The organism is Ruegeria sp. CDSA221, from assembly GCF_059611825.1.
Genome location: NZ_JBXWPK010000015.1, coordinates 22,170 through 37,193 on the forward strand (window position 1 = coordinate 22,170; position 15,024 = coordinate 37,193).

The following is a 15,024-nucleotide window of genomic DNA, read 5'->3' on the forward strand; positions in this document are numbered from 1 at the left end:
AGTTCCTCACTCAAAAGCAAGAAACCGCACCAATTTCTTGACGCGGTTCCATATATTGGAGGATCTGTGGCCCTATTTCTCGGGGATCAGCCCTCTTGGACTGAATCTAAGAACAATCAGCAGAATCAACCCCATCGTGAACAGTCGCATATGGGCCGCGCTGTCGATCAGATGCGTCTTGAGCGCACTGCCATCGGGCATTCCGGACGTGATCAGGTTCATAAGCCACAACCCAATCGGTTCGACCTGGACCCACAGGAACCAGATGAGGAATGCGCCCAGCACAGCACCAAAGTTGTTGCCCGATCCGCCCACGATCACCATGACCCAGACCAGAAATGTAAAGCGCAGAGGGTTATAGGTACCCGGCGTCAACTGCCCGTCCAGCGTTGTCATCATCGCGCCCGCGATACCGCAGATGGCAGAGCCCAGAACGAAGATTTGCAAATGGCGGCGGGTGACATCTTTACCCATCGCCTCGGCTGCAACCTCGTTGTCACGGATGGCGCGCATCATGCGGCCCCAGGGGCTGCGCAGCGCCATCTGGGCCATCCACAGCAGGATCAGAAGAACAACCATGAACAGCAGGGAATAGCCCAGCTTGACCGACAGGGTCGAGGCGATTACAGGGTCCAGCCCAAACCAATCGGCACGGGCAATGAAGGATGGATCCTGCTGCAGCTCAACCTCATAGCCGACCACAGGCGAGGGGCGCGGGATGCCGTAGACATTCTTGACACCTCGGGCCAGCCAGTCCTCGTTTTTCATGATTGCGATGATGATTTCGGCAATCCCAAGCGTCGCAATCGCCAGATAGTCCGAGCGCAGGCCAAGGGCTGTTTTGCCGATCAACCAAGCAGCACCGGCGGCCAACACGCCGCCCGCGGGCCAGGCCAGCAGAACCGGCAAATTCAACCCGCCAAGGTTGCCCGCAACGGCTGGGTCAATGGCTTCGACACCAGCAACGCTGGGGTCAAACACCGCACGGTAAATGAAAAACCCGGCGATCAGAATGGCTACGATGGCAATCGTCTGTACACGGCCCCTCGGTATTTTTGTTGCCACCAGAACCGCCGCAACGACGGTCGCAGCCCCCAACAGCAACGCAAGGACGATCCCGTATCCTCCGGATGACCACGCTCCGGGTGTCGGCGGGGTTGAGACCAGCACAACCGCCAGCCCGCCCAGTGCAACAAAGCCCATAACACCAACGTTAAACAAGCCGGCAAAGCCCCATTGCAAGTTCACCCCAAGCGCCATGATGGCCGAGATCAACCCCATGTTCAGGATCAGGATCGCCGAATTCCAGCTTTGCGTGAATCCGGTCAACAGGATCAGGCCGCCAACAACCACGAAAAGCAGCGTATTTTTGACAGTCTCGGTCATACTGCTTTCCCCTTAAACAGACCTGTGGGCTTAAACAGAAGCACGATAAGCAAGATAACAAAGCTGACCGCGAATTTGTAATCGGTGGACAGGAATTGGACCAATCCCGAAGGCTCCAGATGTTCTGGTGCCAGATAGGTCAGCACCTTCTTCCACGCATAGGTGATCGTCACCTCGGAAAACGCGATGATGAACCCGCCCGCGATAGCGCCCAGCGGGTTGCCGAGGCCGCCGACGATGGCCGAAGCGAAGATCGGCAGCAGAAGCTGGAAATAGACAAAGGGCTTAAAGCTCTTGTCCAACCCGTAAAGCACACCCGCAGTTGTCGCCAGCGCCGCGACAAGGATCCAAGTGATCATCACCACACGTTCAGGGTTGATGCCGGACAGCAGCGCCAGATCCTCGTTATCCGAATAAGCGCGCATCGACTTGCCGGTGCGGGTTTTGTTCAAAAACCAGAACAAAAGTGCCACAGCGACAACGGCCACAACCACAGTGATGCCCTGAGAGGTCTTGATCGCCAACCCCTCACGCAGCCCGGTCATCGCCTTGAATTCCCGCGCTGAAACGATGAACCGCTCACCGTCCGAGAACCTTTGATCATCCGGCCCGATTATGAACCGCACCAGCCCGTTCATGATGAACATCACACCCATCGAGACGATCACCAGAATGACCGGTTTGGCCTTTTGTTCCCGGTAGAACCTGTACACCAGCCGATCCGTGATCAGAACCAGAACGATACAGCCCAGAATGGCAAAGGGCAGGGCCAGCAGAGCAGTCGGTAACGGCCCGAAACTGACCCCGGCGGCCTGCAGGCCCCATGTGACCAGCACGGCGATCATCGCACCAAAGGCCATCGTGTCGCCATGGGCAAAGTTCGAGAACCGCAGGATGCCATAGATCAGAGTGACCCCCAGAGCGCCCAGCGCCAACTGGCTGCCATAGGCGATTGCAGGAACGAGGACGAAGTTGGAGAGCGCCACTAGGGCGTTGAGGAAATCCATTATTCAATGACCTCACATGTGCCGATGCTGGATTGAACTGAGAGATCACCGAGCGCGTTGTAAATCTGTGTACGTACGCTTCGGCCATCAGGAAACACCGTTATGGTCAATCCTGCAAGTGGCCCCATTGAAGGGACCAGAAAATGCCGTGCCCCGCCAACCCCAATTTGCTCGATTGGGTTGTTCTGAATGGCGGTGTCAAGTTTGATGGGTTTGGAAGACGACGAATAAGCGAGTGTGGGTGTTCCAGAAAGCGTGCCGGCACTTTCGAGCGAATGGTCGTTAGACCAATCACATTCTATTTCGAATACCTGAGGTAAAGTGTTTGCTGCTTCGGCCGACGCAAAATTGTCTGTTAGACCGATTGCGCAAGCCATGGCAGTAATCCTAACGATCTGGTTTCTTGGCTTTTGAACCACGGCAGACCTATGCCAATCACGTGAACGGGATGTTGAGCTCAAAATTTGCACTGTGCTCATCCCCCCAAGAAACTCTTACGAACCTCTGGATCGGCCAGCAGTTCCTTGCCCGTGCCGGTATAGGCATTCCGCCCCTGAACCAGCACATATCCCTTGTCGGCGATCTCCAACGCCTGACGAGCGTTCTGCTCAACCATCAGGATCGGCAACCCGGTGCGCGAGACCTCGATGATCCGATCGAAAAGCTCATCCATCACGATTGGTGAAACACCGGCGGTGGGTTCGTCCAACATCAGCACTTTGGGCTGGGTCATCAAGGCGCGGCCCACGGCGACCTGTTGGCGTTGACCACCTGATAGCTCTCCGGCAGCTTGACTGCGTTTGTCACGGAGAATGGGAAAGAGGTCATAGACCTGTTCCATCGTGTCTGAAAAGTCGTCACGACGGATGAAGGCACCCATCTCAAGGTTTTCTTCGACCGTCATCGAAGTGAAGATGTTCGAGGTCTGCGGAACAAAGCCCATCCCCTTGATCACCCGATCCTGGGGCGACAGGTTGGTGATGTCTTCTCCGTCCAGTCGCACAGATCCCGCGCGGACATCCAGCATCCCAAACACGGCCTTCATTGCAGTGGATTTACCGGCGCCGTTGGGGCCAACGATTACAGCGATTTCACCGGCATCGACTGAAATCGTGCAATCATGCAGGATATCCGGGCCCTTGCCATAGCCGCCGGACATGGTGTCGCCGATCAGGAATGGGCCACCTTCGACGCGGTGCGTCTTTCCGCTTTTGCGATGTGCGGGCATCATCGTGCCCATGCCTTGGGTATTGGTGATCGAGGCATCCTTGTTGCCGTGGTCATCCTGATAAGGATTATCGCTCATGCCCCGGCCTCCAGCTTGTCTTTGTTCTTCAGGCCGGTGCCCAGATAGGCTTCGATCACATGCTCATTGGCTTTGATCTCGTCCAAAGTGCCCTGGGCCAGAACCTTGCCCTCGGCCATACAAATGACCGGGTCGCAGATTTTGCCGATGAAATCCATGTCGTGTTCAATGACCACAAACGTATAGCCGCGTTCCTTGTTCAGGCGCAGGATTGTGTCGGCGATGGTCATCAGCAGGGTGCGGTTCACACCCGCGCCGACCTCGTCCAGAAACACGATCTTGGCGTCGACCATCATGGTGCGGCCGAGTTCCAGCAGCTTTTTCTGCCCGCCCGAGACCTGACCGGCCTTGTGATCGGCCAGATGTTCGATGGTCAGAAACTCCAACACCTCATCAGCCTTAGCCTTCAGCGCGCGCTCTTCATCGGCGATGCGTTTGCGGCCGAACCAGGTGTTCCAAAGTGATTCCCCGGATTGCGCGCCGGGCACCATCATCAGGTTCTCTCGGCAACTCATCGAGGAAAACTCATGCGCGATCTGAAAAGTGCGCAGCAGACCTTTGTGAAACAGATCGTGTGGTGGCAAGCCGGTTATGTCCTCGCCATCCATGAACACGCGTCCAGAGGTGGGCGGGAGTACACCCGCGATCACGTTGAACAGAGTTGTCTTTCCGGCCCCGTTCGGCCCAATCAGGCCGGTGATCGAACCCTTCTGGATTTCCAGCGATGCCCCATCCACCGCATGAAACCCGCCGAAATGCTTATGCACGTCCTCGACGACGATCATCTTTTCCCCTAGCCGCCGTTTTCGGCGTTCTTATTTTCACACCCTCATTGAAGAGGTGCGGTCTTTTTTCACTGAAGCAGCCCGGACACAAGGTCCGGGCTGCTTATTTTCAGGTCTTCTTAGGTCAAAATCAACGGAAGTTGACGGTCTTGTTTTCGCCGTCGGTGACTTCGATCTCGCGATACGAACCTGCGCTTTCGCCGGGGCCGATCAGCTCAACGCCGGACGCGCCGACATAGTCGATGTCCTGACCAGCGGCCAACAGTTCCAAACCTTTGGCCAGCTCACCCGGATAGATCTTCTCTCCTGGAGCGTTGGCAACATCTAGGATCTTGCTGCCGTAGTCGGCCGGGTTGGTCGAACCAGCGGCCTGCATCGCCAGCATGAACAGCGCTGCGGCGTCATAGCTTTCAGGCGAATAGGGCGACGATCCGTCAAAACCGGCGGCTTCGGCCATGGCAAAGTACTTTTCAGCACCTTCACCACCTGAACCGGCGATCTGACCGAACGAGCCGTTCAGGTCGGGGCCGACATTTGCGGGCAGCGAGTCACCGATCATGCCGCCGGGCAAGCCGAACGTGTCGAATGCACCGCTGTCCAGTGCCGACTGAATGATGCCCAGTCCGCCCTGATCCAGATACCCGGCAACAACCAAAATGTCGCCGCCGGCCGAGGCCAGCGCGCCGACTTCGGCCGAATAGTCTGCTTTGCCATCTTCATGCGCGGCCACGATCGTGACCTCGCCACCCGATGCCTCGAACGAGGACTGGATCGCGTCTGCCAGACCCTTGCCATAGTCATTGTTGGTGTAGGTCAGCGCGATTGAGGTGATACCACGATCATTCAGGATATCCGCCATAACCTGACCTTCACGCGCATCCGACGGGGCGGTGCGGAAGAACAGGCCGTTGTCCTCCATGGTCGACAGACCAGGCGAGGTGGCCGAGGGTGAGATCATCACCATCCCGTTCGGGATCGCGACGTTCTGCAGGATCGCACCGGTCACGCCAGAGCAGTCGCCGCCGATGATGCCGGCAACACCGTCGGCAATCATGCGTTCACCGTTCGAGGTGGACAGACCGTTATCGATACAGCCGGTATCAGCGCGCGATGCGGTGACGGTCGAGCCATCCAGCAGTTTGCCGGATTCGGTGACTTCGGCCATCGCCATCTCGGCGCCTGAACCCATTGCGGGTGCCAGCGATTCAATCGGTCCGGTAAAGCCGAACAGAACACCCAATGTGACGTCTTCGGCCATAGCTGCGCCCGAAAGAAGGGCGGTTGCTGCAGTTGCTGTAAGCAGCTTTTTCATATGGTTACTCCCAGTTGTGAACGTATTCGTTCTGGGCACGACCCTAGGCAAGCTGTTCGAAAAAGAAAAGTCCTAACGCAAACGTGTTTTTGTGGCGCACAGTTCTAGTTGTTCAGATGTGCCCGGCGCGGTGTTTTCGGTAAGGAGAACGAGATGTTTAGACTAGCTTTGATCTTCATCTTTTCTGTTGTTTCAGGGTTGGCAGGGGCAGAATCGCTAACTACCAACTCCGGATCGGCGCGTGTGACGGCGATGGTGAAGGGGCTCGATACGCCCTGGGCAATCGGCATCCTGCCTGACATGTCCTTTCTGGTAACTGAGCGCGAAGGTGAACTTCTGTTTGTGTCGGAGGGAAACATAGTTCGCGTCAAAGGCACTCCCAATGTGGTTGCAAAGGGGCAAGGCGGTTTGCTGGACGTAACCGTTGCCAGGGATTTTTCGCAAAGCCGTGAGGTTTTCCTGACCTATTCCAAGCCTCAACCAAAGGGGGCAGGCACTGCACTTGCGATTGCGCGCCTGTCCGAAGACGGATCAGAGCTGACCGATCTGCGCACGATTTTCGAAGCTGAAAATGGTTGGGATTCTGGGCGTCATTTTGGCTCTCGTATTGTCGAAGCAAAGGAGGGGACATTACTTGTCACTATCGGCGATCGTGGTGATCGCCCGACCGCCCAGGATCAATCGAGTCACAACGGCTCGGTGATCCGTGTGAACCGGGACGGCTCGGTGCCGGCTGATAATCCATTTGTCGGACAACCCGGAATTCAGCCTGAGATATTGTCTTATGGCCACCGGAATCCCCAAGGTGCAGGGCTGGATGCACGGGGGCGCCTATGGGTATCGGAACATGGAGCCAAGGGCGGTGATGAAGTGAACCTAATCCGGCCGGGGCGGAACTATGGCTGGCCGGTGATTTCCTATGGCAAGCACTATTCCGGGCAAACAATCGGCGAGGGGACGGCAAAACCGGGGATGGTGCAGCCTGAATTCTATTGGGACCCTTCCATCGCCCCATCCGGCCTTTTGATTTATTCAGGCAAGCTTTGGCCCGAATGGAAGGGTGATCTATTCGTCGGGTCGCTCAAATTCGACTACATTGCTCGGCTTGAAGGCACTCCATTGACTGAGGTCGAGCAGATCAAGGGCCCTCAGACGGAACGCGTCCGCGACATTGTCGAGGCACCGGATGGATCAATCTGGTTTATTTCCGTCGGGCAGGGCGCTGTCTTTCGCATGACCCCCAGCGATTAAACAGACAAGCGCCCGCTTTGCGCACCGCGCTCACGATAGGGCGTGGTGTTATAATGCGCCCGGTAGCATTTCGAGAAATGGCTAGGCGAGGCAAACCCGCATGCCAGCGCCACGTTGATCACGCTCATGTCGGTCTGCATCAGCAGGTTCCGGGCCTTATGCAGGCGCAGCTCCATATAATAGCGTTTAGGCGACCGGCTGAGGTAACGGCGAAACAGACGCTCTAGCTGCCGTGTGGACATGCCGACCTCTTTGGCCAGAATCGAAGGCGAGATCGGCTCTTCGATGTTCTTCTCCATCATCAGGATGACCTGGCTCAGCTTGGGATGGCGCACCCCAATCCGTGTCGGGGTCGACAGACGCTGGGTGTCCTGATCAGTACGGATCGAGGAATAGATCAGCTGATCGGCCACCGCGTTCGCAAGATCTTCGCCAAAATCCTCGGCGATGATTTTCAGCATCAGGTCGATAGAGGAAGTACCACCGGCTGTTGTCATCCGGTTTCCGTCAATCTGGAATACGGATTTGGTCAGTTCGACCTCATCAAATTCTTCGGTGAAACTGTCTGAGTTTTCCCAGTGAATTGTCGCACGCTTGCCATCCAGTAAACCGGCCTTGGCCAAGGTATAAGCTGCCGTACACAGCCCACCAATGCGTAATCCCCGGCGTGCTTCGCGGCGGACCCAGTTCAGAATTTTCTTGGTGGTAGCGGCTTGTACATCGACACCGCCGCAGATCAGCACGACGTCATCGCGCTGCAGCTCGGCTAGATCAGCGTCCAGTTTGAACTCGGTCCCGGCGGAGCATTTGATCGTCTCGCCGCCTTCGCCAGACAGGCTCCAACTGTAAAGCTCTTTGTCGGCCATGCGGTTTGCGATGCGCAGGCTATCCAGCGCGGATGCGAAACACAGCAGTGAGAATTTGTCCAACAGGACAAACACGAAATGTCGAGGGCTGGCCGCAGTGGTTTCCACCGTGACAACTTGGCGTTGCTCTTGCATGGCGAGGTGTCCTTGATTCGGCGCCGTTTGACCCTACGTCCGGCGACAGATTTGACCGCCACCATGATCAAAGCTTGTTTGCGACGTCAAGAGGTCCAAATCGTATATGGCCTCTCATCAAACGTTTTTGTATAGAGGCGACTTGAATACTTCAGCGGAGATCAAAGCTATGACCGAATGGCAAAAAACGAACTGGCGCAACAAGCCCCGGGTTCAGATGCCAGACTATACCGACGCGGCCGCGCTGGCAAAAGTCGAGGCTCAGCTTTCGCAGTATCCGCCGCTGGTGTTTGCAGGTGAGGCACGTCGGCTCAAGCAACATCTTGGTGCTGCGGGGCGGGGTGAGGCTTTCCTGCTGCAGGGCGGCGACTGTGCTGAAAGCTTTGAACAATTCAGCGCGGATGCGATCCGCGACACCTTTAAGGTGATGCTGCAGATGGCCATGGTTTTGACCTATGGCGCAAAGGTGCCGGTGGTCAAAGTGGGCCGTATGGCTGGACAGTTCGCCAAACCGCGCAGCGCACCGACAGAGGTGGTGGATGGCATTGAGCTGCCCAGCTATCGCGGCGATATCATCAACGAGCTGGATTTCACGCCCGAGGCGCGGATTCCGAATCCGTCCAAGATGTTGCAAGCCTATACGCAGGCAGCGGCAACATTGAACTTGTTGCGCGCCTTTTCGACCGGTGGTTTCGCCGATATGAGCCATGTGCATTCGTGGACACTCGGCTTTGCCGATGGCCAGGATGTTCAGAAATACTCTGAAATTGCTGACCGAATTCAGGATTCGATTGATTTCATGGGGGCTGCGGGCATCACCGCGGACACAACGCATGAATTCTCGTCGGTTGAATTCTATACCAGCCACGAAGGTCTGCTGCTTGAATACGAAGAGGCGCTGACCCGTCTTGATTCTACATCGGGCAACTGGTTGGCCGGGTCCGGCCACATGATCTGGATTGGCGACCGCACCCGTCAACCTGATGGCGCGCATGTTGAATTCTGTTCCGGCGTTCTGAACCCGATCGGTCTGAAATGCGGTCCGACGACATCTGCCGAAGACCTCAAAGTTTTGATGGCCAAACTGAACCCGGAAAACGAAGAAGGGCGTCTGACCCTGATCGCGCGGTTTGGTGCAGGCAAGGCGGGAGAGCATCTGCCGCGTCTGGTCAAAGCTGTCAAGGAAGAGGGCGCCAAGGTGACCTGGGTCTGTGACCCAATGCACGGCAATACGATCAAATCGGCCACCGGCTATAAGACCCGGCCTTTTGATTCTGTGCTGCGCGAAGTACGCGACTTCTTTGGTGTGCATCAGGCCGAGGGCACGATCCCCGGCGGTGTGCATTTTGAGATGACGGGGCTAGACGTGACCGAATGCACTGGAGGTGTACGCGCTGTAACAGAAGAAGATCTGTCAGACCGTTACCATACAGCCTGCGATCCACGTTTGAACGCGTCGCAATCGTTGGAACTGGCCTTCCTTGTTGCGGAAGAACTGACAGATCTGCGCCGGAACCGCGGCAAACGCGCAGCCTCCTAACCACTTGGTCAGACGATTTTAAAAAGGCGGGTCTAATAGGCCCGCCTTCTTTACATTTAACACGCGTTACTCGTTACTTATCCCGTGATACGACCAATCGAAGGTGAGATCCGGGACGTTTGTACTCTTGTTGTTCTTCGGCAAATCCTTCGACAACAGGCTGAACCGGTTGTTGAGGCGCCTGTATTTCTGACACAGCACGCAGTTTATAATGGCTTACATCAAAGCGCCGGGGGGTTGCCCCAATCGCCCCGTCACTGACCATAACGCCAAGAACACGGCTGACATCGCCCAAATCGCTTTTCAGCGGCAAAAGGATCATTCGCGCCTGAAGATCCGTGCGCCCAAACCCACCGGTCGAGGCCAATTCAAGTTCAGCAATGGCAGGACCGGCAAAAACCTGTTCAAGGATCTCGGTAACCTGAGTTCGCGCGCTGGGTTCGAAAAAAGCGGTCAGAGGCATTCCCCGAACCTCCATACCCGCCAGTGTGTTCAAGTGACTGCCGGCCAGACGAAACCGGGCCAGACCGGGTGCAATGCGTTCAAGGATGAAGGTGTTAGGCAGGATATTCTCAAGCCCGCGCGGGTCGATCTGAGATCGCATAGGAACACCATCGCCGGACAGCAAGGCTGTCCAGTACGCTTCGGCCTGTTGTATGGGCGATAGACTGCGCCCACTGTCAAAACGATCCATTGCGACGATCTTTCCAAATTTAGTCCCGGAACCGTTACCGAAAAAGATCTTCATTTTCATCACCCTAACTGCAATCGACCGTCATTTTCATAAAATGCAAGATACCGGGAGCTTTTGCGCCTTGTCGGTACTTGCCTAGACGAGATTGGCACGGGTTGAGTCAATTTTGGAGTAATTCTTTAATGAATGGTTAACCTCTGTCCGACGCTGTCATTCTCAGCAAACTCTTGCCCTGCACACGAGGATGGCATTAGGTGCGGACAAGAACACTGGGCGGGCAAAGCGGAGAAGACAGGCATGATCAGATCCATGACCGGATTTGCCTCGGGCAAGGGAACACATGGTCCACATAGCTGGACCTGGGAGTTGCGCAGCGTAAACGGCAAAGGGCTGGATATGCGTCTGCGGGTGCCTGAATGGCTCACCGGGCTCGAAGCCGCGCTTCGTTCGCGGATTTCGAAAAGCCTGGGCCGGGGGAATGTGACGCTTTCGCTCAAGCTGAGCCGCGAGGAAACGACAGCCGATCTTGTGCTGAACCCGGTTGCGATGGCCGCTGCTCTGGATGCTCTGGCGCGAACGCAGACGATGGCAGAAGAACGGGGACTAGCGCTGGCCCCGTCGACGGCGGCCGAGCTTATTGCTGTCAAAGGCATGTTGGAAACCGGTGGGGATGCGGATGATCCGGCCCCCTTGGTCAAACATCTAACCGGCGCGTTTGGTGATTTGCTGAGCGATTTCATTAAGATGCGTGAATCCGAAGGCCGGGCCCTGGCCGATGTGCTTGAGGCGCAGCTATCGCAGGTTTCAAGCCTTACGGAGCAAGCCGCCAAGCTCGCTGAAGAGCGCCGGGATAAAATCGCTGAAAACTTACAAGAAAATCTGCAGCGCGTGATGGATAATGCGCAAGGCGCGGATCCGGACCGGGTTGCACAAGAATTGGCTCTGATTGCAGTCAAGTCGGATATAACGGAAGAAATTGACAGGCTGAAGGCCCATGTCACTGCCGCACGCGATTTGCTTGCACAGGATGCCGCCGTGGGGCGCAAGCTTGATTTTCTGATGCAAGAGTTCAACCGCGAGGCCAATACGCTGTGTTCCAAGGCACAAAGCGCCGATTTGACATCGGTTGGGCTTGAGTTGAAGGCGGTAATAGATCAGATGCGCGAGCAAGTGCAGAACGTAGAATAATGACAGGAGCGCCCTGATGGCGGATCGACGCGGCCTATTAATCATTCTGTCCTCGCCTTCGGGCGCAGGGAAATCCACGTTGGCCAAGCGTCTGATGCAATGGGACACGGATCTGGAGTTCTCGGTTTCGGCCACAACACGCGCGCCCCGGCCTGGGGAAGAACATGGGCGTGAGTATTATTTCCTGACAGAAGATACCTTTCGACAGCAGGTGTCCGAGGGACAGATGCTGGAACATGCCCATGTGTTTGGCAATTTCTACGGCTCTCCGGCTGGGCCAGTTCGCGAGTCCATCAATGACGGCAAGGACGTTCTGTTCGATGTCGACTGGCAGGGCGAGGTGCAGATCAGGAACTCGGATCTGGGTAAACACGCCCTGTCGATTTTCATCCTGCCGCCGTCCATCCCCGAACTGCGCCGCCGTCTGGAAAGTCGGGGTCAGGACAGCGAAGAGGTTATCTCCAAGCGGATGCTCAAAAGCTGGGATGAGATCAGCCATTGGGGATATTACGACTATGTGCTGGTCAATGACGATCTGGACGAGACCGAAGAAAAGCTGAAAACCATCGTCAGTGCCGAGCGAATGCGGCGTATCCAGCAACCCAAGCTTCAGGATCATGTCCGTACGCTGCAAAACGAATTCGAGGATCAGTCATGACCATCTATGCCCTTGGCTCTGATGTACCGGAAATCCACGAGGACACCTGGGTCGCCCCAGACGCCAATCTGATCGGCAAAGTCGTGCTTGAACAGGGGGCCTCGGTCTGGTTCGGCTGCACGATCCGCGCTGATCACGAAGAAATCCGGGTTGGTGAGGGCAGCAATGTTCAGGAAAACTGCGTCATGCATATTGATGCGGGGTATCCTCTGACCATCGGGAAGAACTGCACGATTGGGCATAAGGTCATGCTGCATGGCTGTACGATCGGGGATAATACCCTGATCGGAATGGGGGCCATCGTGTTGAACGGTGCCAAGATCGGCAAAAACTGTCTGATCGGGGCAGGGGCTTTGGTGACCGAAGGAAAAGAGATACCGGATAACTCTCTGGTCATGGGCTCACCGGGTAAAGTCGTGCGCGAGATCGACAATGCGACCGCCCAGAAGCTGACCTTCAGCGCCTTGCATTATCAAGAAAACATGCGTCATTTTCGCGATACAATGCGAGAGCTATCCTAGCGTCCAACTGCGTTGCTAAGAGAACTGCCCCTATATGACCAACGACCAACTTGAAGAAATTGTAACCGCCATCCCGATGCCCGCGCTGATGGTTGACCAGACGGAACGGATTATTGCGGTCAATACCGAAGCAAAGACGTTGTTGGGCCAGAATATCCTGCAGCGGCATTTCGCGACCATCCTCAGACAGCCGCAGGTTATTGAAGCGATTGAACAAAGCCTGCGCACGAAGGGAACGTCCAACACTCGGCACCTGTCCAATGACGGTGCCCAGGATACAACTTTCGAAGTTCAGTGCCGGTATATGAATGGGGTCGGTGCAGTATCCGGCGGTGCGTTGCTTGCTGTATTTCAGGACGTTACGCATGTTGAGCAAGCAAATCAGATGCGACGTGATTTCGTCGCGAATGTCAGCCATGAATTGCGGACCCCACTGACGGCATTAATGGGCTTTATTGAAACCTTGCGCGGTCCGGCCCGAGATGACGAGGCTGCCCGGGATCGTTTTCTTCAGATCATGAACGACGAGGCAAATCGCATGAACCGGCTTGTCGGCGATCTTTTGTCTTTGAACCGGGTCGAAAGCGAAGAGCGGGTTCGCCCGAAAGAACAACTTGAGCTGACAGCACTTCTTAAATCGACCCTCAATTCTCTGCGCCCATTGGCAGATGACGCGGATGTAGTGCTGAGCCTGGATGCGCCCGAAGACAAAATAATGCTAGTTGGCGACAGCGACCAGTTGCTCCAAGTATTTACCAACCTGATCGAGAACGGAATTAAATACGGCGGCAGCGGTGGTCGGGTAGAAGTTCGCGTCAAATCTTCGGATCACGATACCGCCATGCGCGGTCCCGGCGTTCGCGTTCAGATCGTGGATAGGGGACCTGGAATCGACCCGAAGCATGTATCGCGTTTGACCGAACGATTCTATCGCGCGGACAGTCATAGGTCACGGCAACTGGGTGGAACCGGGTTGGGCCTTGCGATTGTAAAACATATTCTAAACCGCCATCGCGGCAGATTGCGGGTGGAAAGCGATCTTGGAAAAGGCTCTGTTTTTACTGTGATTTTGCCGCGCTGATCGCTTGGATCAAGCCAGTTGTCGGATCTGTTTTGTTTCTTTCACAGCATATGTTCCGTGGCGTATCGGCTGAAAATCCAAACGTGTCATGAAACCGTTACACACATGTCACAAAAGGCTTACGCACGACTTTTAGAGGTTCGGCCAAGATCATCATGAGGATGATCCAGAAACATATTTCTCAAGGAGACTGAAATGTCCTTTGTAAAACTGTCGGCTTCGGTTCTGACTATCGCTGCTGTTTCGGCCACTGCGGCCACCGCGCGTGATCAAGTTCAGGTTGCTGGTTCTTCCACCGTTCTGCCCTATGCTTCGATCGTTGCAGAAGCCTTTGGCGAAAACTTTGACTTCCAGACCCCGGTTGTTGAATCGGGCGGATCTTCGGCCGGCCTCAAGCGGTTCTGTGAAGGTGTTGGCGAAAACACCATCGACGTAGCGAACGCTTCGCGCCAGATCCGTGAAAAAGAGATCAAAGCCTGTGCCGAAAACGGTGTTACCGACATCATCGAAGTTCAGATCGGCTATGACGGCATCGTTTTCGCATCCGACATCAACGGCAACTCTTTCGAGTTCACGCCGGAAGATTGGTACAAAGCGCTGTCCGCTCAGATCGTGGTTGATGGCCAGCTGGTCGACAATCCCAACAAGACCTGGGCCGACGTGAACCCAGCATTCCCGGCGCAGCCGATCGCAGCCTTCATCCCCGGCACCAAGCACGGCACGCGTGAAGTGTTCGAAGACAAGGTGATCCTGGCCGGTTGTGAGCATCTGGGTGACTTTGATGTCTACAAAGCCGCAAATGGCGACGACAAAAAAGCCGCTGAAAAAGCCTGTATCGCTCTGCGTACCGATGGCATTTCGGTCGACATCGACGGCGACTATACCGAGACCCTGGCGCGTATCGACAGCAACAAGGACGGCATCGGCGTCTTTGGTCTGGCGTTCTACGAAAACAACACCGACAAACTGCAGGTTGCGACCATGGCAGGCATCGTGCCTTCGACCGAATCCATCGCAACTGGCGAATACCCGGTATCGCGCCCGCTGTTTTTCTATGTGAAAAAAGCACATATCGGCGTTATCCCCGGGCTGAAAGAATATGCAGAGTTCTTCGTCGCTGATGAGGTTGCAGGCCCCGATGGTCCTCTGGCTGCATACGGTCTCGTATCAGACCCAGAGCTGGTCAAGGTTCAGGAAATCGTAGCCAGCGAAACCACTTTGGGCGGCGGTTCCTAAGCTTTCACACGACTGAACCGGGGCGGTGTCTACGCCCCGGTTTTCTTAAATCCACTCC

General features: G+C 55.8%; 15 protein-coding genes. 7 read left to right on the forward strand and 8 right to left on the reverse strand.

Features of this window, described 5'->3' with window-relative positions; genetic code table 11:
* Positions 1-72: 72 nt before the first annotated feature.
* The 6 genes from AC2FJ5_RS17990 to AC2FJ5_RS18015 all read right to left on the reverse strand — a co-directional run bounded on the left by AC2FJ5_RS17990 (position 73) and on the right by AC2FJ5_RS18015 (position 5,796).
* Positions 73-1,386 (reverse strand): branched-chain amino acid ABC transporter permease, encoded by a 1,314-nt coding sequence (locus AC2FJ5_RS17990; RefSeq protein WP_496708458.1) that lies wholly within the window; start codon positions 1,384-1,386, stop codon positions 73-75.
* A complete protein-coding gene (locus AC2FJ5_RS17995; protein ID WP_282021241.1) occupies positions 1,383-2,393 on the reverse strand; it encodes a branched-chain amino acid ABC transporter permease in 1,011 nt (336 codons plus the stop codon). Before AC2FJ5_RS17995 ends, AC2FJ5_RS17990 begins: the two co-directional genes overlap by 4 nt.
* Positions 2,393-2,770, reverse strand: coding sequence for a hypothetical protein (locus tag AC2FJ5_RS18000; protein ID WP_496794220.1), 378 nt, complete (start codon positions 2,768-2,770; stop codon positions 2,393-2,395). Before AC2FJ5_RS18000 ends, AC2FJ5_RS17995 begins: the two co-directional genes overlap by 1 nt.
* 98 nt (positions 2,771-2,868) lie before the next feature.
* The gene (locus tag AC2FJ5_RS18005) at positions 2,869-3,699 is read right to left on the reverse strand and encodes an ABC transporter ATP-binding protein (protein WP_496794221.1); all 831 of its coding nucleotides are present in this window, start codon (positions 3,697-3,699) and stop codon (positions 2,869-2,871) included.
* On the reverse strand, positions 3,696-4,484 hold the full coding sequence (locus tag AC2FJ5_RS18010; RefSeq protein WP_496794223.1) for an ABC transporter ATP-binding protein: 789 nt from the start codon (positions 4,482-4,484) through the stop codon (positions 3,696-3,698). Before AC2FJ5_RS18010 ends, AC2FJ5_RS18005 begins: the two co-directional genes overlap by 4 nt.
* Positions 4,485-4,614: 130 nt before the next feature.
* On the reverse strand, positions 4,615-5,796 hold the full coding sequence (locus AC2FJ5_RS18015; protein WP_142633772.1) for an ABC transporter substrate-binding protein: 1,182 nt from the start codon (positions 5,794-5,796) through the stop codon (positions 4,615-4,617).
* 153 nt (positions 5,797-5,949) lie between these two features.
* On the opposite strand from AC2FJ5_RS18015, the gene AC2FJ5_RS18020 reads away from it, so the two are divergent.
* Positions 5,950-7,047 carry a PQQ-dependent sugar dehydrogenase gene (locus AC2FJ5_RS18020; RefSeq protein WP_496794224.1) on the forward strand — a complete coding sequence of 366 codons (1,098 nt, stop codon included), beginning with the start codon at positions 5,950-5,952 and terminating at the stop codon, positions 7,045-7,047.
* Here AC2FJ5_RS18020 and AC2FJ5_RS18025 read toward each other — a convergent pair.
* A complete protein-coding gene (locus AC2FJ5_RS18025; protein WP_496691228.1) occupies positions 7,044-8,048 on the reverse strand; it encodes a GlxA family transcriptional regulator in 1,005 nt (334 codons plus the stop codon). The two genes, AC2FJ5_RS18020 and AC2FJ5_RS18025, sit on opposite strands and share 4 nt — an antisense overlap.
* Before the next feature lie 169 nt (positions 8,049-8,217).
* On the opposite strand from AC2FJ5_RS18025, the gene AC2FJ5_RS18030 reads away from it, so the two are divergent.
* A complete protein-coding gene (locus AC2FJ5_RS18030; RefSeq protein WP_142633778.1) occupies positions 8,218-9,588 on the forward strand; it encodes a class II 3-deoxy-7-phosphoheptulonate synthase in 1,371 nt (456 codons plus the stop codon).
* Between the two features lie 73 nt (positions 9,589-9,661).
* Here AC2FJ5_RS18030 and AC2FJ5_RS18035 read toward each other — a convergent pair whose 3' ends face one another.
* On the reverse strand, positions 9,662-10,336 hold the full coding sequence (locus tag AC2FJ5_RS18035) for a PAS domain-containing protein (RefSeq protein ID WP_282021242.1): 675 nt from the start codon (positions 10,334-10,336) through the stop codon (positions 9,662-9,664).
* A gap of 243 nt (positions 10,337-10,579) precedes the next feature.
* On the opposite strand from AC2FJ5_RS18035, the gene AC2FJ5_RS18040 reads away from it, so the two are divergent.
* The 5 genes from AC2FJ5_RS18040 to AC2FJ5_RS18060 all read left to right on the forward strand — a co-directional run bounded on the left by AC2FJ5_RS18040 (position 10,580) and on the right by AC2FJ5_RS18060 (position 14,966).
* Positions 10,580-11,470, forward strand: coding sequence for a YicC/YloC family endoribonuclease (locus tag AC2FJ5_RS18040; RefSeq protein WP_496794225.1), 891 nt, complete (start codon positions 10,580-10,582; stop codon positions 11,468-11,470).
* Between the two features lie 16 nt (positions 11,471-11,486).
* Entirely contained in the window at positions 11,487-12,128 is a 642-nt protein-coding gene (gene gmk, locus AC2FJ5_RS18045) for a guanylate kinase (protein ID WP_142633784.1), read from the forward strand.
* Complete coding sequence (locus AC2FJ5_RS18050; RefSeq protein WP_282027405.1) at positions 12,125-12,649, forward strand: gamma carbonic anhydrase family protein; 525 nt, start codon at positions 12,125-12,127, stop codon at positions 12,647-12,649. Before gmk ends, AC2FJ5_RS18050 begins: the two co-directional genes overlap by 4 nt.
* Before the next feature lie 34 nt (positions 12,650-12,683).
* Entirely contained in the window at positions 12,684-13,730 is a 1,047-nt protein-coding gene (locus AC2FJ5_RS18055) for a sensor histidine kinase (protein WP_496794226.1), read from the forward strand.
* Between the two features lie 195 nt (positions 13,731-13,925).
* Entirely contained in the window at positions 13,926-14,966 is a 1,041-nt protein-coding gene (locus AC2FJ5_RS18060; RefSeq protein ID WP_496794228.1) for a substrate-binding domain-containing protein, read from the forward strand.
* Positions 14,967-15,024 lie beyond the last annotated feature (58 nt).